20 protein-coding genes and 1 pseudogene are annotated in these 21,255 nt (G+C 46.8%); 15 read left to right on the forward strand and 6 right to left on the reverse strand.

The annotated features are described in order from the left end of the window. Positions 1–5: 5 nt before the first annotated feature. Together rimO and GX659_06715 are read right to left on the reverse strand one after the other, a co-directional pair. A complete protein-coding gene (rimO, locus tag GX659_06710; GenBank protein NLD28475.1) occupies positions 6–1,325 on the reverse strand; it encodes a 30S ribosomal protein S12 methylthiotransferase RimO in 1,320 nt (439 codons plus the stop codon). A 7-nt stretch (positions 1,326–1,332) separates the two neighbouring features. Continuing rightward, entirely contained in the window at positions 1,333–2,643 is a 1,311-nt protein-coding gene (locus tag GX659_06715; GenBank protein ID NLD28476.1) for a beta-propeller fold lactonase family protein, read from the reverse strand. Positions 2,644–2,773: 130 nt separating this feature from the next. Here GX659_06715 and ychF point away from each other — a divergent pair, with 130 nt between their 5' ends. From ychF to GX659_06735, 4 genes are read left to right on the forward strand one after another with little or no spacing between them, the layout of a single operon-like run. Further along, complete coding sequence (gene ychF / locus GX659_06720; GenBank protein NLD28477.1) at positions 2,774–3,874, forward strand: redox-regulated ATPase YchF; 1,101 nt, start codon at positions 2,774–2,776, stop codon at positions 3,872–3,874. A 43-nt stretch (positions 3,875–3,917) separates the two neighbouring features. Further along, a complete protein-coding gene (locus GX659_06725) occupies positions 3,918–4,535 on the forward strand; it encodes a hypothetical protein (GenBank protein ID NLD28478.1) in 618 nt (205 codons plus the stop codon). Between the two features lie 16 nt (positions 4,536–4,551). Beyond that, positions 4,552–5,070, forward strand: coding sequence for a hypothetical protein (locus GX659_06730; GenBank protein NLD28479.1), 519 nt, complete (start codon positions 4,552–4,554; stop codon positions 5,068–5,070). A gap of 59 nt (positions 5,071–5,129) precedes the next feature. Next, on the forward strand, positions 5,130–6,698 hold the full coding sequence (locus GX659_06735) for a B12-binding domain-containing radical SAM protein (protein ID NLD28480.1): 1,569 nt from the start codon (positions 5,130–5,132) through the stop codon (positions 6,696–6,698). Positions 6,699–6,735: 37 nt separating this feature from the next. Here GX659_06735 and GX659_06740 read toward each other — a convergent pair whose 3' ends face one another. Beyond that, a complete protein-coding gene (locus tag GX659_06740; GenBank protein NLD28481.1) occupies positions 6,736–7,086 on the reverse strand; it encodes a four helix bundle protein in 351 nt (116 codons plus the stop codon). 85 nt (positions 7,087–7,171) lie between these two features. Between GX659_06740 and GX659_06745 the strand changes: the two genes are divergently transcribed. After that, positions 7,172–7,507, forward strand: a complete 336-nt coding sequence (locus GX659_06745) for a four helix bundle protein (protein NLD28482.1) — start codon at positions 7,172–7,174, stop codon at positions 7,505–7,507. Positions 7,508–7,825: 318 nt separating this feature from the next. On the opposite strand, the gene GX659_06750 is transcribed toward GX659_06745, so the two are convergent. Then, complete coding sequence (locus GX659_06750) at positions 7,826–8,881, reverse strand: hypothetical protein (GenBank protein ID NLD28483.1); 1,056 nt, start codon at positions 8,879–8,881, stop codon at positions 7,826–7,828. Beyond that, positions 8,850–10,271 (reverse strand): MBOAT family protein, encoded by a 1,422-nt coding sequence (locus GX659_06755; protein NLD28484.1) that lies wholly within the window; start codon positions 10,269–10,271, stop codon positions 8,850–8,852. Before GX659_06755 ends, GX659_06750 begins: the two co-directional genes overlap by 32 nt. A 157-nt stretch (positions 10,272–10,428) precedes the next feature. Between GX659_06755 and GX659_06760 the strand changes: the two genes are divergently transcribed. After that, complete coding sequence (locus GX659_06760) at positions 10,429–12,711, forward strand: hypothetical protein (GenBank protein NLD28485.1); 2,283 nt, start codon at positions 10,429–10,431, stop codon at positions 12,709–12,711. 43 nt (positions 12,712–12,754) lie between these two features. Here GX659_06760 and GX659_06765 read toward each other — a convergent pair whose 3' ends face one another. Further along, on the reverse strand, positions 12,755–13,939 hold the full coding sequence (locus GX659_06765; GenBank protein NLD28486.1) for an aminotransferase class I/II-fold pyridoxal phosphate-dependent enzyme: 1,185 nt from the start codon (positions 13,937–13,939) through the stop codon (positions 12,755–12,757). A gap of 292 nt (positions 13,940–14,231) precedes the next feature. On the opposite strand from GX659_06765, the gene lexA reads away from it, so the two are divergent. From lexA to GX659_06810, 9 genes and pseudogenes are all read left to right on the forward strand, one after another. After that, positions 14,232–14,816, forward strand: coding sequence for a repressor LexA (gene lexA, locus GX659_06770; protein ID NLD28487.1), 585 nt, complete (start codon positions 14,232–14,234; stop codon positions 14,814–14,816). Positions 14,817–15,313: 497 nt separating this feature from the next. Then, a complete protein-coding gene (locus tag GX659_06775; protein ID NLD28488.1) occupies positions 15,314–16,582 on the forward strand; it encodes an ATP-binding protein in 1,269 nt (422 codons plus the stop codon). A 33-nt stretch (positions 16,583–16,615) separates the two neighbouring features. Further along, positions 16,616–16,720, forward strand: a pseudogene (locus GX659_06780) (capsular biosynthesis protein CpsI). A gap of 73 nt (positions 16,721–16,793) precedes the next feature. Further along, the gene (rfbA, locus tag GX659_06785; GenBank protein NLD28489.1) at positions 16,794–17,657 is read left to right on the forward strand and encodes a glucose-1-phosphate thymidylyltransferase RfbA; all 864 of its coding nucleotides are present in this window, start codon (positions 16,794–16,796) and stop codon (positions 17,655–17,657) included. Then, complete coding sequence (gene rfbB, locus GX659_06790) at positions 17,654–18,727, forward strand: dTDP-glucose 4,6-dehydratase (GenBank protein NLD28490.1); 1,074 nt, start codon at positions 17,654–17,656, stop codon at positions 18,725–18,727. The genes rfbA and rfbB overlap by 4 nt, the downstream gene beginning before the upstream one ends. 18 nt (positions 18,728–18,745) lie before the next feature. Beyond that, on the forward strand, positions 18,746–19,609 hold the full coding sequence (locus tag GX659_06795; GenBank protein NLD28491.1) for a 3-hydroxybutyryl-CoA dehydrogenase: 864 nt from the start codon (positions 18,746–18,748) through the stop codon (positions 19,607–19,609). Then, on the forward strand, positions 19,606–20,394 hold the full coding sequence (locus GX659_06800; protein ID NLD28492.1) for an N-acetyltransferase: 789 nt from the start codon (positions 19,606–19,608) through the stop codon (positions 20,392–20,394). Before GX659_06795 ends, GX659_06800 begins: the two co-directional genes overlap by 4 nt. Further along, positions 20,375–20,776 carry a WxcM-like domain-containing protein gene (locus GX659_06805; GenBank protein NLD28493.1) on the forward strand — a complete coding sequence of 134 codons (402 nt, stop codon included), beginning with the start codon at positions 20,375–20,377 and terminating at the stop codon, positions 20,774–20,776. Before GX659_06800 ends, GX659_06805 begins: the two co-directional genes overlap by 20 nt. Continuing rightward, a partial coding sequence (locus GX659_06810) for an aminotransferase (GenBank protein NLD28494.1) occupies positions 20,773–21,255 on the forward strand: 483 nt, incomplete at its 3' end. The genes GX659_06805 and GX659_06810, both read left to right, overlap by 4 nt.

The raw sequence follows: 21,255 nt of genomic DNA on the forward strand, positions 1-21,255 counted from the left end.
CACTGTCAGTCAACCACGCTGCCGACTAGGTCGTAATGATGCGCTTCGGTGATGTTGACGGTGACAAAACTTCCGGATCTTGCGAAACCTTCGTTGATATAGACGACGCCGTCGAACTCCGGCGCCTGCCCTTCGTGACGCGCCTGAACCAGCATCTCGGTCTCCTCTGAAGGACCTTCCACCAAAACATCTACTCGCCTCCCGAGGTAGCGCTGGTTGTTGCTCAGAGAAATTTCTCTCTGCAGTTCCATCGCCTCCTTCATGCGCTCCTCGACAATCTTGGGATGAACCTTCTCCTTCAATTTCGCGGCAGGCGTACCATCCTCTGGCGAAAAGGTGAAAACTCCGAGATGCTCGAACCTGATATCGCCCATAAAATCGAGGAGCTCGTCGAACTCCTTCTGAGTTTCTCCCGGAAAGCCGACAATCAGAGATGTCCTTATCGAAACGCCGGGGACGCGCTCCCTCAGCTTCCTGAGAAGGCCGCGTATTTCGCTCCCATCGCCTTTGCGTTTCATCATCTTGAGTATCCTGTCGTTTATATGCTGAACCGGAAGGTCGATATAGGAACAGATGTCATTTCTGTCGCGCATCAGCTCTATGACCTCGTCGGAAAATTTGTGCGGATAGGCGTAGAGAATTCTCAGCCATTTGTCTCCGCCCTTCAGGTCCGATAGGCTGCGCAGAAGCTTCGCAAAATCGGTCCCGATATCCACGCCGTAAGCTGTAGTGTCCTGCGCGATGATGTTTATCTCTTTTACTCCATCCGAAAGCATCCTCTGCGCCTCGCTCAAAATGGATTCGATCGGGCGAGAGCGAAATTTTCCGCGAAGCTTCGGAATGATACAAAAAGAACACGGGTGAAGACACCCCTCTGAAATCTTGAGATATGCAACATGCCTGGCGGTCGTACGCAGGCGTTCCGTACGATGATCGTAGATATACCCGGGTCTCCCCACCTCGACATGCTGTGTTCCGTCCCAGGACTTTATGAGTTCGACTATCTTGTGAAAGTCCCCCGTGCCTATGAAAATATCCACCTCGGGAAGGAGTTCGGCGAGCTCGCCCCTGTAGCGCTGCGGCAGACATCCAGCGACCACTAGCAATTTACAGGAGCCCTTTTTCTTGAACTCCGCCATCTCGAGTATGGTGTCTATAGCCTCCCTCTTCGCATCCTCCACAAATGCGCAGGTGTTGACGACTATGGCCTCGGCCTCTTTCGGCTCATCGATCAGGTCATGCCCCCCCTTCACAAGGGCCGCGAGCATGATTTCCGAATCGACCAGATTTTTGGGGCATCCAAGAGAGATAAAATGAAGTTTCATGGCATTCCTATGGTATGAATATCAGCCCGCTCGGCGTAAAACCACCAACCCCTATCCCAGACTGGACAGAGGTCATCTTCCCTTCACTGTCGTAGGTCATTACGGATACGGTGTTCGACCCTTCGTTGGCTACGAATAAAACTCTGTTCGCAGTCGATATCGCCAACGCCCTAGCCCTCTCCCCACCGCTGTTCATCGAAAAGCCTGTATCCGAAACATTTCCCCCTTCATCATAAGTGAATGATCTTATCGTTCCGCCAGCGACGTTCTGATTCGCAACGAATATTATCTTTCTGGAGGTGTCCAGAATTATATCGCGCGGCCTGGTTCCATGGCTGTTTATTACTCTCTCCCTCCTTAAGGCGCCATCATCGCCGTATGAAAAAACGGTGAGGTCGTTGGAATCGAAATTCACGCAAAAAAGCAGGTCATATTCCCTGTCGACGGCCAGAGCCACGGGCTGCGATACACCATCCCCAAAAGGAGAGCTGGCGACTTTCTCCAGCTCGCCGCCCGAACTGTAGGTAAAGGCGGCGATGTCGTTCGTTGTGTTGTTGGCAAGAAAAAGAAATTTTCCGCCATCGTCTATAGCCACGTCGTACGGATTAAACCCATCCACTCCATCGACCTCAACGAATGAAAGGCCGCCGGTTTCATCGTCGGAAATAAATGATGATACGGTGGAAGACCCAAAGTTGGATGTGAAAAGGATCCTGTTTGTCGCGTCGAACGCGAGCTCGTTCACACCTGTCGCCTCCGCGCTCACCGGATCGCGCAGCGCAACCAGAGATCCGTCCTCAAATGAATAGGTAAACTCCGATATCGTCGCGCTGTGAGCCGCATAGAGCGTCTGCGTCCTTGAATCGTGCGCAAGCCCTATCGGGAATCCACCCCCCGCAGAGGTTAGGGAAAGCTCCGATATCTTCGATGTCGAGCTGTCGAAGTCAAAAGCTACTATCTCGTTTGAACCCTTGTTCGCAACATACAGCATGCTTCGATATGTGTAACCGCTGCTTTTCGTGGTCTCGACGCCATCGGGATCGGCAAGGGTTATCTTCACAGAGCCCGTCTGATCGGCAGGCGGAGCTATAACCTTTATCCTCGTGGATTCGATGCTTACGACAACCGCATTTTCATCGCCGAAGGTAACGGTCGAATCTGCTAGAAATCCGCGTCCGACGAGCAGGACCTCGTTTCCTCCGCTCGTGCTTCCGGCTGACGGGGTGACGGTGTTGATGTGAATGTCATCGGTGACAGTTCCGCATGAAGCGATCATCATGCAGATCGACGCCACAACAGAAACTGCAGCTTTTTTCATGTCGATATCCCCGATCTGGACCTTCGGGTCCGGTATCCATCGATGCCTGCGGAGATTACCCCGAAAAACCGACAAAATAAAATAAATTTCGTCGTTGAAATGAAATTCCGGCTCTGGCAGCCTCGCACTCATGGGACTCAACTGCGGAATAGTGGGGCTGCCTAACGTCGGGAAATCGACTATTTTCAACGCGATGACCGACGCGAGCGTCCCCGCCGAAAACTACCCTTTCTGCACGAAGGACCAAAATACCGGCATGGCATTCCTACCCGATTCAAGGCTTCAAAGGATCGCCGAAATATTCAAACCTGAAAGGGTCATCCCGACGCAGGTTGAATTCGTCGATATCGCCGGATTGGTAGAGGGGGCGCACAAGGGGGAAGGGTTAGGAAATAAATTCCTTGGCCACATCAGGAACGTCGATGCGATCATCCACGTCGTAAGGTGCTTCGACGCCCCAAATGTCGTCCACAGCTATTCATCCGTCGATCCCCTGCGCGACATAGAGGTCGTGGAGACGGAATTGAAGCTCGCCGATCTTGAAACGGTATCCAGGCGGCACGAGAAAATCGCGCACGCGGCAAAAACAGGAAGCGCGGAGGCAAAAAAAGAGCTTCCCGCACTGGAGGCCGTAAAGGCGACACTCGAAGAGGGAGAGGCTGCCTCGTCCGCAAATCTCTCAAACGAAGATCGTCAGATGATATCCGGCCTGAACCTTATCACCACAAAGCCGGTGATATATCTTCTCAACGTGAATGAATCAGACGTCAAGAACCCCTCTCAAATCGTGCAGAGAGTTCTCGACCACTGCGCTTCACGCAGGATTCCCGCGGTTGAGGTGTGCGGATCGATCGAGGGGGAACTATCCGATCTTGATGAAGATGCCAGAAAGGAATTTCTCGCCGATCTCGGCCTTGCCGAGGGAGGGCTGGGAAGGCTCGTACACGCAGCATACGCGCTGCTGGACCTCATCACATTCTTCACCAAGGATGGTCCGGAGGTGCGCGCGTGGACGGTCGTGCGCGGCACGAAGGCCCCACAGGCCGCGGGCAAAATCCATTCGGATTTCGAAAAGGGATTTATCAGGGCCGAGGTTTATGGTTTTGACGAACTCAACGCCGCAGGATCTGAACAGAAGTTAAAGGAGTCAGGGCTTGTCAGAATAGAAGGACGGGACTATGTTGTAAAAGACGGAGATGTGATACATTTTCGGTTCAACATCTCCAGCTAGGGAGACAAACGGTTTGTGTCCCCCAGATTAAGGAGCTCCAGCGATGAAAAAAATTATAGGGATAGCGTTTTTCGGTTCAGCATGGGGGTTCATCGAGGCGACTGCAGGAGGGGCCATGCACTTCGCCAACGTGCCGTTCACCGGAACGATTATGGCATCGTTGGGATTCGCTATACTCTTCGCTGCATCGAAAAGTTCTCTCAAGTCAGGCGACCTGTTCGCGGTAAGCCTTCTCGCAGCATCATTCAAATTTTTGGACGCATGGCTATTCTCGCTCCCGATAATGGACAGGCAGATTTTAAATCCCGCAACTGCAATCGCCTGCCAGGGGCTGGCGGCAGCCGCACTCATGAAATTTTCGGAGGGAGGAAAAAATCCGGCGAGGTTTTTCGCCTCTCTGGCATCGATGGCTGCCTTGTCGATGATAGGCTTTAACCTCATTTCATATGTCGGATATGGATGGGAGACCAATCACACGATGAATCCGCTCAACTCTATCCTCATTCAATTTCCAGCCACCTCGATACTGTCCGCTGCAATTTGCACAGCTTATGCCGCCGCGGCGCTTCGCGTAAAAAACGGATTAGGGCTCGCCTGGCAGGCAGCCTCAGCCATAGCACTTGCCACATCCGCGGTAACGATCAACCTGCTGATGCACTGAAAAATTCCGCCGAAATATGAGCATAATCCTTTCAGATGATATCGACAGCGGCAAGAGCTCTGCGATCCTCGCATTTGTATCCGAGGCCATTTCAAAGGGAATAGATATTTCAGGATGGGCGACCCCCGCGCGGATGGAAAATGAGCAAAAGGCCGGTCACGACTTCGTCCCCATATCGAATGGAAAGCTGGGCGAGAAAATTCCCTTCACAACTGAAAAGGAGACTCCCGAATACATAAAATGGCGAAGGTTCTTCTTTAATCCGACGCCCTTCGAACTCGCTACCTCTATCGAAAGCCGATGCAAAATATTTTTAATGGATGAGATAGGTCCGCTAGAACTCGAGGATCGTATGGGGTTTTACGAGCCATTTCGAAAGGCGCTTTACAGGGCCAATTTTACAATCACGGTGACGAGAAATTCCTCTTTGGAGCTGCTTCTGCCGCTGATCGAAAGTGAAAGACTCATCGTCCTGACCCTCCCCGAGTTCATGATGAAGAAGGATGAACTCCTTGAACAACTGGCCGATAACTAACGCGCTGCGACGATGAAAACGCCTTGCTTTTCCCCGCCGATGCGGTACCGATCCATCCCATGAATGAAGATCAAATTAAAAAAATCGTATTCATAGAACCTAAATCTCCCGGCGCTCACGTATATAAAAAATGGGGTTTCCCAAGACTGGGCACGATCATACTCGGGACGATACTCAGAAACGCCGGGTACGACGTCCAGATATTCATCGAGGGGGTTAAGGGGATCGACTGGGACGCCGTCTTCGACGCCGACGCGGTCGGAATATCAACTATCACCTCCACGGCGCCGCGCGCCTACGAGATGGCGCACCACATCCGCAAAGCGGGGATTCCGGTCTTCATGGGAGGACCGCACGTATCATTTCTTCCTGAAGAGGCGCTGCTTCACTGCGATTTTGTGCTGTGCGGAGAAACGGAGGAGACGATCCTCGACTTCATCTGCGCGCTCAACGGCAGAAAACCCTTCGAACAGATACCGGGGCTAGTCTGGCACTACGGCAACCGCATATGCAAGAACCCTCTCCCCGAGGCGTGCCCAGACTTGGACAAATTTCCGATCCCGGATTTTTCGCTGATCAAGGGGAACAAAAAAACAGGGGTGGATCTTTCCATCACCCCCATAATGATGTCGCGGGGCTGTCCATTCGGATGCAATTTCTGTTCGGTCACGAGGATGTTCGGCAGAAAATACCGCTTCCGCTCGGTTGACAACGTCATACGGGAATTGCGCGAAAGGCGCCCCGAATGGGTCTTCTTCTATGACGACAATTTCGCCGCAAATCGCGCACACACGAAGGAACTTCTTCGCAGGATGATCCGCGAAAAGGCCGGCACAAAATGGATGGCACAGGTGCGAATCGACGTCGCCGACGATCCCGAGCTCATGGATCTCATGGTTCAGTCGCAGTGCAAGTATGTTTACATAGGGCTCGAATCGATAAATCCAGAAACGCTCAAAAACCTGAACAAAGGTCAGACCCGTGAAGAAATAGAACGAAGCATCGGAATAATACAGTCTCGCGGAATACGCGTTCACGGGATGTTCATCTTCGGCGCAGACACCGACAGCCCGAAGACTATCCGCGAGACCGTCCGCTTCGCGAAAAAGAACGGGCTCTCCTCCGTGCAGTTCATGATCCTCACTCCCCTACCGGGGACGCCGGTCTTTGAACAGCTGGAGCGAGAGGGAAGGCTGCTGTCGAGAGACTGGGAATATTACGACGCACATCATGTAGTTTTCCAGCCGAAGGGGATGAGCTACATCCAGCTTCAGAAAAAAACTCTCTCAGCCACGCTCAAATTTTATTCGCTCTCAAGGCTGATAGGGAAGATCAACAGGTTAGATATATGGTCCGTCATCATCAGCGCGTACGGGTGGCGCCTCTCGAGGCAGATGAGGAGGAGCACCAAAGGCTTCGTAAAGAGCCTAAAAAAGCGCTACGCTGAGATGGGGGCAGACTTGGGCAGCGCGCGAGTCAGCATGGGTATCAAGGCCCGAAAGACATCGGAGGATCTGAGGGATTTCTTCCAGTCGTTAAACTGGGAGAAGATCAAACGGCGAAAAGATATTGCTATCAAGGATGAACTTGATGCATGTCATATGAATAACGGAAAAGAGGCAAGTTAGGCGTCATTAAGATCAAGATGACGATAAAGCTGAAGATTCAAGATACCGGATTAAACTTCTTCAGATTTATGATCATCGCATAAGCCCTGCGAAGTAGCGTTTTCAGCTCCTCCTGATAGCTGGCAGATATATATCCATAAGCCGACAAGATATCGATAATCGAGGCAACCTCGGCTATAGACCCTAGCGAAATATCGAAAAACCGATTCCTGTCTCTCTGTGACCTCCTGCCGTTTCCCTCCGCTAAGTTAAGTAGCGTGCTAGAAAGCGCCCTTTTAAGCTGATCCTCCAGATAGTAATTCCCCCTTGGAAGTGATCCGATTAGCTCTGGCATCCTTTTTGCGACCGAAAGCAAAAGTCCGTAGCAGTTAAGCCGCTGATGATTCATTTCAAACCCCCTCCTTGTGATTTTAATTTCAAAACCTCTCAACCGGTCGGGAGGTTTTGAAATTAAAATCACAAAGGGAGGTATTATGTTCGGACATCAGCGGCTTTACTGCTACAATCTTTGCCTTGGGGTGGCAAAAAGAATGCCAGAGCTAATCGGATCGTGGCCCTCAGGGTCAGGATATCTCGTGGATCAGCTTAAACGAGCCCTTTCGAGCGTTATACTAAATATCGCGGAGGGAAACGGCAGGAGGTCGATAAAGGAGAGAAGACGGTTTTTTGATATCGCGATAGGATCTGCTACCGAAGTATCCTCTATTTTCGATGTCGCCATCGCTTATGGATATATCAGCAAGCCCATCTACGAGGAGCTTCAATCGTCTCTGCTTCAGGCGGTGAGAATGCTCTACAAACTGAAGTGATCATCGGTCGTGATCATTAATCCCTGATCAGTAATCCGCCTTTGTAAAATTCGGTTACAGCCGCAAATATCATTTACAATGAAGGGTTACCATTCGAAAATTTATGATGCCGGATAGGGAGGCGAAGTGCGCCTTGTCGACGAAGGGGGAACCCCGTCAAAAGAAAAGTGATCGTCAGATCGTGGTCGCTAATCGCTGATCTTTAATCCGGTTTTGTAAGACTAGCTTATATCCGCAAATATCATTTACAATGCAGGGCTACCATTTGAAAATTGATATGGGGTAAGACGAACCGCTTGTGTCCCCAAAAGAAGGAATTTAAAGCCCTCCGATTTGGGGCACGAACCATTTCTGTCCCCGGATCAGCTCCGAGATAAATTTCGTGAACTTGATACGCCCGGATCTCGTGAGATGCGTGTGATCCACGAAATCCTCCCTTTCCAAAAAGTTCAGATCGGCATCCGAAAAATATGGAAACCCGTACTTCTCCGACAGTAGGATCATGAAGGAGTGATACGGCGCGAAGAGCTTCGAAAAATATCCCTCCTTCACCCCGGGGTAATACGGCGCATCTATAACCAGAAGCGGAATTCCCATCTCTGTTATCTTCTTCACGCAGCTTTCAAGCATCCACTCGTTCATAGAAACTTCTTCGGGACGCACCCCCCTCCCCGGCCTTTCCTCGGCCAGGCGCTCATTTAAAATTTTCTCATCGAAGGTGTTCATCCTCTTCGAATAAGCGAACCTTAGGAAGGGCTTGCGCTTCGACATCCCGGCCAATATCGAAACCTCATCTTTCAGGATTCTCCCTATCGACTCGCGAAACCTGTAGAACGGAAATATCTCCCCAAGAAAGGAGTGCAAAAATTCAGTTCTCTCCCTCCACACCTCCCGATATCCGAGATGACTAACTATCGCGGGAATCGCATCGTGATTGAAATAGGGCCTCAACTTCGGATACATGTACCGCGAGGAGATCATGTTCAAATCCGATATCAGAACGATATGGGTCGGCCTCGCCTCGAGGACGCGGTCGATCGTCATGTACAGATCCATAGCGTGCGCATTGGAAATGCCGAGGTTGTAGAAGCGAATCCCCTCGGAGCCGAACTCCCTTTCGAGCATCCTCGTATCGACGTTCTCCCTCGCCTGGCTCGCGCCGAGGAAGAAGAACCCGGTCCCCCGCCCGGAGTTTCTAGCCACCGCCTCGAATCGAAAGGCGTCGTCCGTCCTCGGGCTGCTGTTCCTGTAGAAATAGGCCCAAAAGGCCTTCGAGTTGAAGGCGAGATTCTGCCCAAGCACCATCAGCAAAAAGGCGATGATGACGGCCCACGGCAGGCGCTTAAAACTGGAAATATATGAACGCCTTGGCATCGCTGACTCCAAAGAGGAGGATCAAATAAAACAGCACCAGATAGACCGGAACCCTTATCCAGAAACGGGACTTCGCGTAGCAGATCACGCTTCCGCTGCGATACTGCCACAGCTCCATAAGCAAAAGCGGCAGCGCGAACATAAAAAAATTCACGACAAGCGGCGCATCCTCCGGCCGCAGCGAAAAATCCTGCAGCAATCTGGACAATATATGAAATCCGCCGCCGACCGACTGCGCCCTGAAAAATATGAACCCAAAAAGTAACATCTGAAAATACAGAAACGCGGTTGCGACTCCGAAGATCGCCCGCGCATACTTGGGCAGCGCCGATTTCAAACGCGCAAGCCATGGCCGGATCGCGTAATACCCGACTATTCCAAGCCCCGAATAAAATCCAAACAACACGAAATGCCATGACGGCCCGTGCCATAGACCAATCAAGGACATCGCGAATACCGCGCACACGCCCTTTCGCCACTTCGATTTGGAATTACCGACCATGGGATCGTACAGGTAATCCCTTATCCAACTCGTGAGGCTGATGTGCCACCTCTTCCAAAACTCCCGAACGTTGCACGCGAAGAAGGGAAAGTTGAAGTTGGTCATGATATCGAAGCCCATCATCTTTCCGAGCCCCTTGGCGATGTTCGAATATCCCGCAAAATCGCAGTAGAGTTGGAGCATGAAGGCATACCCTGCGATCAGATAGGAAACCCCCGAAAGGCTGCGGGATTCAAAGACCGGATCGACGAGCGCGGCGAGGTTGTCGGCCACATAGACCTTCTGAAAAAGCCCCCAAAAGATGAAGGCCGCGCCGTCGTAGAATTTCTCCAATGTCACCGACCGCTCCCCCAGAATCTGCGGCAACAGGTGCTTGGCGCGCTCTATCGGCCCCGCGACGAGCTGGGGGAAAAATGAGACGAACAGCGCAAAATCCAGAAAATTTCGCGTGGGCTTAATCTCTCTCCTGTATACATCTATCGAATAGCTCATCGTCTGAAAGGTGTAGAACGAGATCCCAACCGGTAAAATTATGTCGAGGTAAAGCGGTCTGATAGCGATGTTGAAAAGAGCGAGAAGCTCCACCAGATTTTCAGCGAAGAAGTTGAAATACTTGAAAAAACCCAGGATCAGCAGATTTCCGCAGAGGCTTATGAGGAGATATCGTTTTCGCTTCGCATCGGACCCCGCCCCCTCCATCCCGAGCCCGCAAAAATAATCCAGCGCGGTTGAAATGATCAGCAGCGAGAGGAATCGCCAGTCCCATGAGCCGTAGAATACGTAGCTCCCGACGAGAAGCAGATAGTTTTGCCAGCGATGCCTCAGGGATATATACAGCAGGAGGAGTATCGTAAAAAAAATGAGGAATTCAAAGGAGTTAAACAGCATCGCCGCTTTTTACCAGATATCTGGATGGTTACAAGGGAAATTTTCCCTTTCATAATCGGCATAAGCTGCTAGAATGAAAAAAACGGGTTTTTAGCAATTTTGACATACCCAGCGTCCGATAATATATACGGGTCAAGAGAACCTTAGGAGAGCCGCTATGAATAAAATTTCACACTTAATAGTCGTCATCCTCGCTATCGCACTCGCACTTGCCGCGTGCGGAGGCAATATAAAATCCAAATCCGACACCAATACAACAACCTCAACAGGCACAGAAACAGGCACAGACGATCCTTTGGTGGTATTCGATGAGGGGGACATGGAAAGCGAAGATGCCGCCGTACCCCCCGTATTCTGGCCCACTGCGATAGGAGACGTGACGGTGGAATGCGGCAGGGACTTCAGCAAAGCAATAAACACCAAGGGCGGCACCGGCGAAATTTCATGGAAGGTAAACGGGCTTCCCGCTTGGGCCAAGGCCGAGCCCTCCGATTCGTCGAAAAATATCCTTAGGGTCTCCGGGCTTCTCCCCTTCGAGGGGTGCGACATTCAGACGCACAAGGTATCCCTCAAGGTCTGCGGCAGCAAGGGCTCCGCGTGCAGCGAAAACTCCTTCAACATAAAAACGAAGATACACGGCATAAGGATAGAAACGGCGCTTAGCGATACGAGCGCGGTTATAGGTGCAAAACCACCCATACCGGAACTGAAGGCGGCCGGAGGAAGCGGCAATTACAGTTTTACGACTACCATACCGAAGGAACTCATCAGCGAAGATCACGACAAAATTACCAATGAAACGAATATAAAATTCAAGCCGAAAAAGATCGGCTCATACACGATAACCGTCAAGGCGAAGGACCGTGTCTTCGACGGACGAGAAAATGAGATAGCAGACAAGATGGACATATCTCCAGATCAGGTGGGAACAGCCACGAAGGAATTTAAGGTAAATGTGAAGGAGGATGGATTCATAATACAAGCCTCCTTGATCGATGCTGCCGGCACAGAAAAAGATAAGGCGGACAGCGTGGCAAAACAGCTTGACGAGAAGTCCTTTGTAGTCCCCTACAATGGCAAGATGAAGATCGACATCAACGGCGAGGGAGAAAAATATTATCTTACAATAAAGAGCAGTGAACTGCCCATTATCGACAAAAAGAGTGTCGAAATCACCCGAGGGACGCCCTATGAAATACTTTTCTTTGAACAACCTATTCTAGCAAAGGTTAAGGAACTTGAAGAAAACCCCATAAAGATAACGATTACGGCCAAAAACGAAGCAGGCGACGGCGAAACCCTGAAGATGGAAAGAATCAGCTTTGCCAAAGACCCGTGCGAGTCCTTGGATGTGGGACTGAGCACAGAGGATCATCCTGACGGCTTTTTCACGATAGAGCGAGGAAGCGGTTCTGAACCCGTAGTTTCACTCTCGGTAAAGGGTGGAAAGGGGCCATTTTTCTGGAATATACCGACTGAGATGAAAGAGAGTTTGGTTGATGTAGAAACTGGCGTTACAGTTGCTCCCTTAACTTCTACAGACCTTACTGATGGACCTCCGTATGTAGACCTGAACGATTTTTGGGGAGAGTATGGCTCAGAAAATAGGCCTGCCAACAGAGAAACGATTAAAATCACTCGCGACACGGCGTATGCCAATATAAATGATAAGCTGAATTGGGACGCTAAAAAAGATCTCGACAGCTTCGAACAGGGCACAGCCAGAGATCCGATACGCGTTTATGAAATCCTCAATGTCTCGGTCACGGACAACGGCTGCATGAAAAAGGTCACGCACGACGTACCGATCACCGTGGAAATCCCCAAACCCAGTCAGGAGAAGATAGAAAATGTAAAATTCGCGCATTTTTTATTCGCGACAGACACATTCAACGGCTCCGATACTTCAACGGCACAGATAGCTCTTTATACTGAAGGCGATTCTATAATTGGAAACAAATCAAAAGAGAAGGACATCGCGGCCTGGTGCGGTGAGACAGAAGAGATTAAAAGATGGAACTGGCCGCCGCTGGATCTGATAACTAACACCTCCATATTTCTTACCGACATACACCATCTCGAGGTAAAAACAAAACAGCCCAGTGCCGCTGTATGGACAATGTATCACAAAATAGAAAGATTCTATGTAGTAGGTAAAAACTGGGTATATTTTGACGATAATGAGGGAGAAGGTTACAAGTCCACCATAAAAGACGACGGCAAAGATGATATAAGATGCATACCTATTGGTGGAAAATGCCATGACAAACCAGCTTGGGATAGCACTAGGGATAGGTTCAATGGCGATACCGGTGGCAGGGAACCAACAGGGAAATGGTATCTAAGATCTGACCCGTCATCAGAAAATAGCACCTGGAAAAATAACGAGAATATAAAATTCGATGCAGATGGCGACACGAATGTATGCAGAGGCTCCTAATCTCGTGGTTTCCCGGGTAACACGGACGATACGCGTCCGAGGATTAGAGATTGGACTGGAGATTTTTTCGGATTCTCTCCGCCACCTCCAGGCACTCATCAAGCGAAGGAACCAGCGACAGCCTGACAAACCACTCGCCAGGGTTTTCGCCGTGCGCCTCGTCGCTCACCCACGACCCCGGAGTTACGACGATCGCGATTTTGGGATCGAGCAGACGCTCGGCAAATTCCACGGAAGAGAAACCCTCCGGAACTTTCTGCCACATGTGAAGCGTCGCCGCGGGCCTGCAGTCGGGAAGCCCCGCTTCGACGAACGCCCCCGCTATCGCATCCCGTTTTTTTCTGTATAGATCCCTCAGGTCCTCGACATGCTTTTCGTCCGAAAGGGCGGCAATCGCGGCGTCCTGTATGAAGGTTGGCGTCCCCGAATCGACGTTGGTCTTTAGCTTCTTGAAGGCCCCTACGATCTCCGAATCCCCGGCGACCCAGCCGACGCGGTATCCCGTCATGCAGCTGCGCTTCGAAAGCGACTGAAAGACGATCACGCCGTCGCGCGAAAATTCCAGCATCGACGGGGGCGGATCATCGTAATAGTTTTCCGAATACGCCTCGTCGGAGGCTATGATGATCCCGTGCCTCTGTCCGAAGGCGACCGCCTTTTCAAAGAACTTTCTTGGTGCAATGGCGCCGGTCGGATTATTTGGATAGTTGATCCACATTATCTTGGCGCGCCTGCAGACATCCTCCGGGATGGAATCGAGATCGGGCAGAAATCCGCGTTCGGGGAGGAGGTTCATGTAATAGACCTCCCCTTCGGAAAACAGCGTGCCGCGCGAATATGGCGGATATCCCGGATTGGGAACGAGGACGACATCCCCCGGATCGATGAATGCCTCGGGGAAGTTGAAGACCGCCTCCTTCGAGCCTATCGAGGCGCAGATCTCGGCCTCGACATCGAGCTTTATGCCGAAGCGCCGACAGGTCCAGTCGGCGATGGCCCGCCTGTATTCCAGCGAGCCGATGTAACTCGGGTACCCGCTCTCGGCGCGGAGATCGACCGCATCCTTTATCGCCCTGCGGACTATTTCTGGGGTTGGCTCGGTGGGGTCGCCGACGCCGAAATTTATCGGATTTATCCCCCTCTTTTTAAGCTCCTCGACCTTTTTACCTATTTCGGCAAAGGCGTAGCCGCCGATTGACGAAAGCCTTTTCGATGTTCTTCCGGGCACCTGCCCCTCCTTTTCCAGTGACGCATGGGATGCGCATCCCGCCTAAACCAGCTTTGAACATGAAAATAAATGCTTTTCAGCAAAAAAATACATCGCCGCTTGACAAGTGAACGAGCGTTCACTTAAGTTGTATATCGAAATAAGACCCGGCTCATCGGCCGATAAGGGCCCTCGAAAATTTGAAATATTGCGAAGGTCCTGTACGATCGATGAGGGGCGACGGATACCAAACCCCCCGCGCTATGCCAACCCTCCGCATAGCGCGGGGAATATCCCTGGAAACGGCTCAGATATGGCTTTGAAGTGCACAACGGATGACAAACTCGGCGTTCTGCGCAGGTTCTACAGAACAAATCGCCGCCTTCCAACCTACTCCGAGATATGCAGGATGTTCGGATACAGCTCCAAAAACGCCGCCTTCCGCCTCGCATCGAAACTCATGGAGGAGGGGTACATAGAAAAGGACGATTCCGGCCGCCTCATCCCGAGAAACGAGAGGTTCGGCCTTCCGCTTGTCGGCTACGTCCAGGCCGGCTTCCCGACCCCCGCCGAAGAGGAGCTGATCGACACCCTCTCGCTCGACGAATATCTAATAGACAACCCCGATGCATCTTTCCTGCTCAAGGTCTCCGGCGACTCCATGATCGAGGCCGGGATATTCGACGGCGATCTGGTCATAATAGACAGGTCGATGCGCGCCAAGAGCGGGGACATCGTCCTTGCCTGCGTGGACAACGAGTGGACGCTAAAATATCTCCGATCCGCCTCGGGAAGCTACGAGCTGGTGCCGGCAAACCCGAAATACCCCGTAATAAAACCGCAGGGCGAGCTCACCGTTGGCGGCATCGTCAAGGCGGTCATAAGAAGATACCAGTAATTTTGCCACTCCCAAACCCCTTCCGATACTGTGATACCCGAAAAATTTCCCCTCCATGCCGCAAAATATGGACTATAGACCATTGACCAAAAAAACAGGTTAAGGCTGAGGCTGAGAAAAAATCCTTTCCGCATCTTAATCTTAATCTTAATCTTCATCTTAATCCTGATTCTTCTTCATCTTAATCTTGATCCTGATTCTGATCTTGATCTTAATAACGATTATTTTCGAATATAAGCTAATCTTACAAAATGCTGATCAAAGATCAGGGATCAGGATTCGACCCCCTCCAGCAACAACCGTGACTGGTGAACGGTTGGAACAGGATTCCCGTTTGCCCCGCGCGGTAGCGGTGGTTTGCCCCGCGTTAGCGGCGGCTTAGTGCCGCGGGAATGACGGCGAGGGTTTACGTTAACCGATGAAGCGGCTCCATCGGGAGAGTCCAGAATCTTAAATATTTGCATTTATAATAAAAATAATCTATAAATATAGTCATTATGAACAACGATATTCTTAAAAAGGTCATTTTTGATCAGGAGGCTCTGGTTGAAGAAAAGTTAGAAAATGATAATATTATCAGCAGGTTAGGTTTTGATAAGTGTAAAAAGGCCCTGACAAGTCCAAATCTCCTGCTTTTGAGCGGTCTAAGGCGTGCTGGAAAATCAATTTTTGGACATCTTTTGCTCAAGGGAAGCAAATACGCCTCGATCAACTTCGATGATGAACGGTTGGTATCCTTTAAAACGGAGGATTTTAATTCTCTTCTCGAAACGTTTTATTCAATCTACGGCGACTTTGACTATTTACTGTTTGATGAAATACAAAACATCAAAGGTTGGGAACTTTTTGTCAACCGGCTAAGGGAAAAATATAAAGTCATCATCACCGGTTCAAACGCAAACCTTTTAAGTAGCGATTTGGCAACACATCTTACAGGGAGATATAGCGACTATGTTTTGTTTCCTATGAATTTTGCTGAATATCTCGATTATCAAAAGTTTGATTATAAAGATTCAAAGAAGACGACAAAATATTCTGGAGAATTATCGAAGCATCTTAACGAGTATTTGATTGATGGTGGAATTTTTGACCGTTATAAATTTGGGCAAGAGTTTGTTCGTAATTTGATCACATCTATAATCACAAAAGATATTGTTGTCCGTTATAATTTGCAATTCGCAAAAGAGCTTGAAGAGTTGTCGGTCCTGCTTATTAACAATATTACATCGAAAGTTTCGGCAAATAAGATTGCAAAACATCTGGGGATAAAGAGTTCAAACACAATCAGGGAATATATAAATTATCTGGAAAAAAGCTTTCTTATTTTCACTTTAAATAAGTTTTCATACAAGCTCACAGAACAGCAGTCTTCGTTTAAAAAAGTTTATTGCATCGATAATGGCATGGCCAGTTCAATACGCTTTGCTTTCAGTGAAGATGCTGGCAGATATTTAGAGAACGCAGTTGCTGTGGAGCTGAAGCGGTTATCTTATCTTAAGAATTATGAAATGTTTTACTGGGATGATTATAAAAATGAGTGTGATTTTATAATTAAGCAGGGGGCAAAGATTGTGAAGGCATATCAGGTTTGTTCGAACTTGGACGAGAGCAATATGAAGCGCGAGACGCAAGGGCTTATTTCCGCTATGAAATCCCTTTCAATCAAAGACGGCGCGATAATTACGCTGAGTCAAGATAAAACGATCGAGATGGAAGGTTTTAAAATTAAAGTTATGCCGGCAAGTGAATTGATGATTGAATGTTAAAGTCATCATAAGCCTTTCCTTACGCCCTGTTTTTCCAACGTCGATGATCTGATGCGGGATGTGGGGTTTAAACCCTCGACGAGTATCAGGGATGGAATAGAAAGATTCATCGATTGGTATCTTGAGTATTATGTGTAGTGTCTAAAGTCATCATTACGATGTGCGTATTTTTTTATACTGTTACTGAACGTAGATTTTGAAAGGAATTGTTATGAAAGGAATAATTTTAGCCGGTGGTAGTGGAACGAGGCTCTATCCTGTAACAAGGGTAATATCAAAACAGCTGTTACCCGTTTATGATAAGCCGATGATTTACTATCCACTGTCGGTTTTGATGTTGGCGGGAATTAGAGAAATTCTTGTCATATCAACACCAAGCGATACCCCTCGTTTTCAAGAACTTCTTGGTGATGGCAAACAATGGGGAATGTCCATTGATTATGCTGTTCAGCAGAAGCCGAGCGGACTCGCAGAAGCATTTATTATTGGCGAAAAATTTATTGGCACAGATTCAGTTTCTCTTATTCTTGGTGACAACCTTTTTTTCGGGCAGGGTTTTAGACCATTACTTGAGAAAGCGGTTAAAAAAGATAACTGTGCCACAGTTTTCGCATATCAAGTTAAGGATCCCGAACGATTTGGTGTTGTAGAAGTGGATAGTGAACATAAGGCAATTTCAATTGAAGAAAAACCTCATAATCCGAAATCTTCTTATGCTGTAACAGGATTATATTTCTATGATAATTCAGTTGTGGATATTGCCAAAAATTTAAAACCATCAGCCCGTGGCGAACTTGAAATTACAGACGTTAATAAAATATATTTGGCAAAAGAAAAGCTATTTGTGGAGCTTTTGGGCAGGGGTTTTGCTTGGCTGGATACGGGAACAAACGAAAGTCTTATGGAGGCAAGCGAGTTTATTCATACAGTTCAAAAAAGACAGGGTTTTATGATAGCATGTCTTGAGGAAATTGCGTTGCATAATAATTGGATAACAAGGGAGAATGTTCTTAGTATTGCGGAAAAACTTTCAAAAACAGACTATGGAACCTATCTTCGCGGGCTTATATCATGAAAAGAAAATTAACAAACATTCTAGTGACAGGTGGCGCAGGTTTTATCGGCAGTAATTTTATCAGATTAATCTTATCTCGACCCGGGTTTTCTGGTCGTATCATAAATATTGATAAATTGACCTATGCCGGTAATTTAGAAAACCTAGCAGACATTGCAGAAAAGTTCGGAGATAATAGATATTTTTTTGAAAAGGCCGATATTTGTGATTCTGAAAATATTCAAAAAATCTTCGAAAAATACAATATAGACACAGTAGTTCATTTCGCGGCCGAAAGTCATGTGGACAGATCAATTCACGGACCATCTGAATTTATAAAAACAAATATATTTGGGACATTTAATCTTCTGGATGTGGCAAAAAATTATTGGAATAATAGAGACGATGTCTTGTTTCACCACATAAGCACTGATGAAGTTTACGGCAGCTTAGGAGAGTTGGGATATTTTAAAGAAAATACAGCTTACGATCCCAGAAGTCCATATTCAGCGTCAAAAGCTTCTTCGGACCATTTGGTTATGGCATATTTTCATACTTATGGTTTACCCGTGACTATTTCAAATTGTTCAAATAACTATGGCCCATATCAGTTTCCGGAAAAATTAATTCCGTTAATGATTTTAAATATGACAACGGGCAAAGAGTTGCCGGTTTACGGAGACGGAAAAAATATCAGGGATTGGATATACGTAGACGATCATAATCTCGGCGTATTGGAAATAATTAAGAATGGTAAGATTGGTGAGACTTACAATATAGGTGGAGAAAATGAGTGGGAAAACATAAAACTCGTTACTTTTCTCTGTGATGTGGTTGCTAAATGTAAGGAAAAGCCCTCTAGTTGTTACAAACAACTGATAACTTTTGTTAAGGATCGACTTGGTCATGACAGACGCTATGCAATTGACTGCTCAAAGATCAGGTCCGAACTTGGATGGAAGCAAAAGTTTAGTTTTGAAGGCGGACTTGAGAATACTGTTCGCTGGTATCTGTCAAACGATCGCTGGGTTAAAAATGTGATTAGTGGTGAATATAAAACGTGGATGGAAAAGAATTATAATACGAGATAAATGGAGAAGAGGGGTTTGATGAATAAGATAAATAACTTTGCAGTAATTGGTGGTGGACAAATGGGTAGCGGTATAGCGATTGTGCTTTTACGCTCAGGTTTTAAAGTTACGATATTGGAAGTTGATGTAGAACGTTGTGAAATTGCATTTTCTTCGATTAAAAAAAATATTCATAAAATGCATGAGAAAGGAATCGTTGATTCAGTAGGTGTTAACGGTTTGTTGAGGAATGTCAAATGCACTACAGAGATTTCTGATATATCGAATTCAGAATTTGTTATCGAAGCGATCCCAGAAAACATTAATTTAAAGATGGAATTGTTCAAAAAATTGGATGCGAATCTTGATAAAGAAGTAATAATCGCTTCGAACACCTCATCTTTATCAATTACTGATTTGGCAAAGGCTACGTCAAGACCCGATAAGGTTATTGGAATGCACTTTATGAATCCCGCTCAAGTTATGAAAGGTGTGGAGGTTGTAAGGGGGATAAATACAAGCGAGAATACTGTTAATATTGTCGTTGAACTAATAAAAAAGATTGGTAAAGAAAAGATAATGGTTAACGATTCGCCAGGATTTGTGGTTAATAGAATTTTAATGCCAATGATTAACGAAGCTATTCATGTATTAAATTCTGGAACAGCAAATGCAGAGGATATTGATTTAGGTATGAAATTATCATGTAACCTTCCGATGGGACCATTAACGTTGGCTGATTTTATAGGTCTTGATACAGTTGAGGCTATTTTAAATGTTCTGCATGCTGGATTGGGCGATGAAAGATATAAACCATCCCCACTTCTTTCTGAGCTTGTTAAAACAGGTAAGCTTGGCAAAAAGTCAGGAGAAGGATTTTACGTTTATAAAGGAAAAATATGAAATTTAATAGAAAAAATATATTTATTAGCAAGAGTGCTATAATAGGTGAAAATGTTAAAATTGGGGATAATGTAACAATATATGATAATGTTACGATCGGTGATAATTCGATAATATGTAATGATTGTGTTTTAGGGGAACCCCTGAATAGTTATTATTTTGATGAGGACTATCGACAACCGCATCTTAAACTAGGTCGAGAATGCCTTATTAGAAGTCATTGCATCATATATGCGGGAAGCACTTTTGGAGATAATTTACAGCTTGGTCACAGGGTCACGATAAGAGAAAAAACTACTATGGGTTCTCATTGTTCTGTTGGAACATTATCGGATATTCAAGGTTGTGTTAGCCTAGGCGATTATTGTCGTTTGCATAGCAATGTTCATATTGGGCAGAAATCAAAAATTGGGAATTTTGTATTCGTTTATCCATATGTTGTTTTTACAAATGACCCAACTCCTCCGTCCAATATTTGTATAGGTGCAACAGTTGATGACTATTCTCAGATTGCAACTGGTGCTATTTTGTTGCCGGATGTTTATGTTGGCAAAAATTGCTTAGTTGGTGCAAATGCAGTTGTTAACAAAAATGTTAAGGAGTATTCTGTTGTGGTAGGCAATCCAGCCAAATTCTTATGTGATATAAGAGAAATTAAATCAAAGGGAAAAGAAGGGTTTCATTATCCATGGATGAATAATTTTTCACGAGGTATGCCATGGGATGAAATTGGATATGAAAAGTGGTTAGAACTTAATAAAAACTATGAATCAAAAAATGATTAAATTGAAATGTCATGTTAATGACAAGGGTTCGTTGATTTCATTGGAATCAGGCAAAAATATTCCATTTGATATCAAGAGAGTTTATTATATTTTTGGTGTCAAAGATGAGGTGAGGCGTGGCTTCCATGCCCATAAATCACTGGATCAGGTTTTAGTTTGCACATCTGGAAGTTGTAAAGTTTTAACCGATGATGGGAGAAATAAAGAAAATTATGAGTTGAATTCCCCTGTCTTGGGTCTTCATATTGGAGCTATGCTTTGGCACGAGATGTTCGATTTTTCTCAAGATTGTGTCTTGATGGTTCTTGCCAGCGATTTTTATGATGAATCAGATTATGTTAGAGATTATTCAGAGTTTATCGCTAAAATTAAAAAAACATGATATCATTTCTTGATCTTAAAAAAATAAATTCACAATATCAAAGTGAATTGAAGGAAGCGTTTCAGAGGGTACTTGAGTCCGGATGGTATATTTTGGGCGAAGAAGTTGCTTTGTTTGAAAATGAATTCGCTAAATACTGTGGCGTGAAACACTGTGTTGGTGTGGCAAATGGCTTAGACGCCCTTACACTAATTTTTAGGGCTTATAAAGAAATGGGAAAAATTAGAGATGGGGATGAGGTGATAGTCCCTGCAAATACTTATATAGCAAGCATTTTATCAATTACTGAAAATAATTTAACTCCAATATTTGTTGAACCGGATATTAATACTTATAACATTGATGTAAAAAGGATTGAAGAAAATATAACATTTAAAACAAAAGCGATTCTGCCAGTTCATCTTTATGGGCAGGCGGTTGAGATGGACTTTATTAATACCTTAGCTAAAAAGTATGGCTTGATAGTAATAGAAGATTCT

The sequence above is a fragment of the Myxococcales bacterium genome (assembly GCA_012513515.1).
Lineage (GTDB): Bacteria > UBA10199 > UBA10199 > 2-02-FULL-44-16 > JAAZCA01 > JAAZCA01.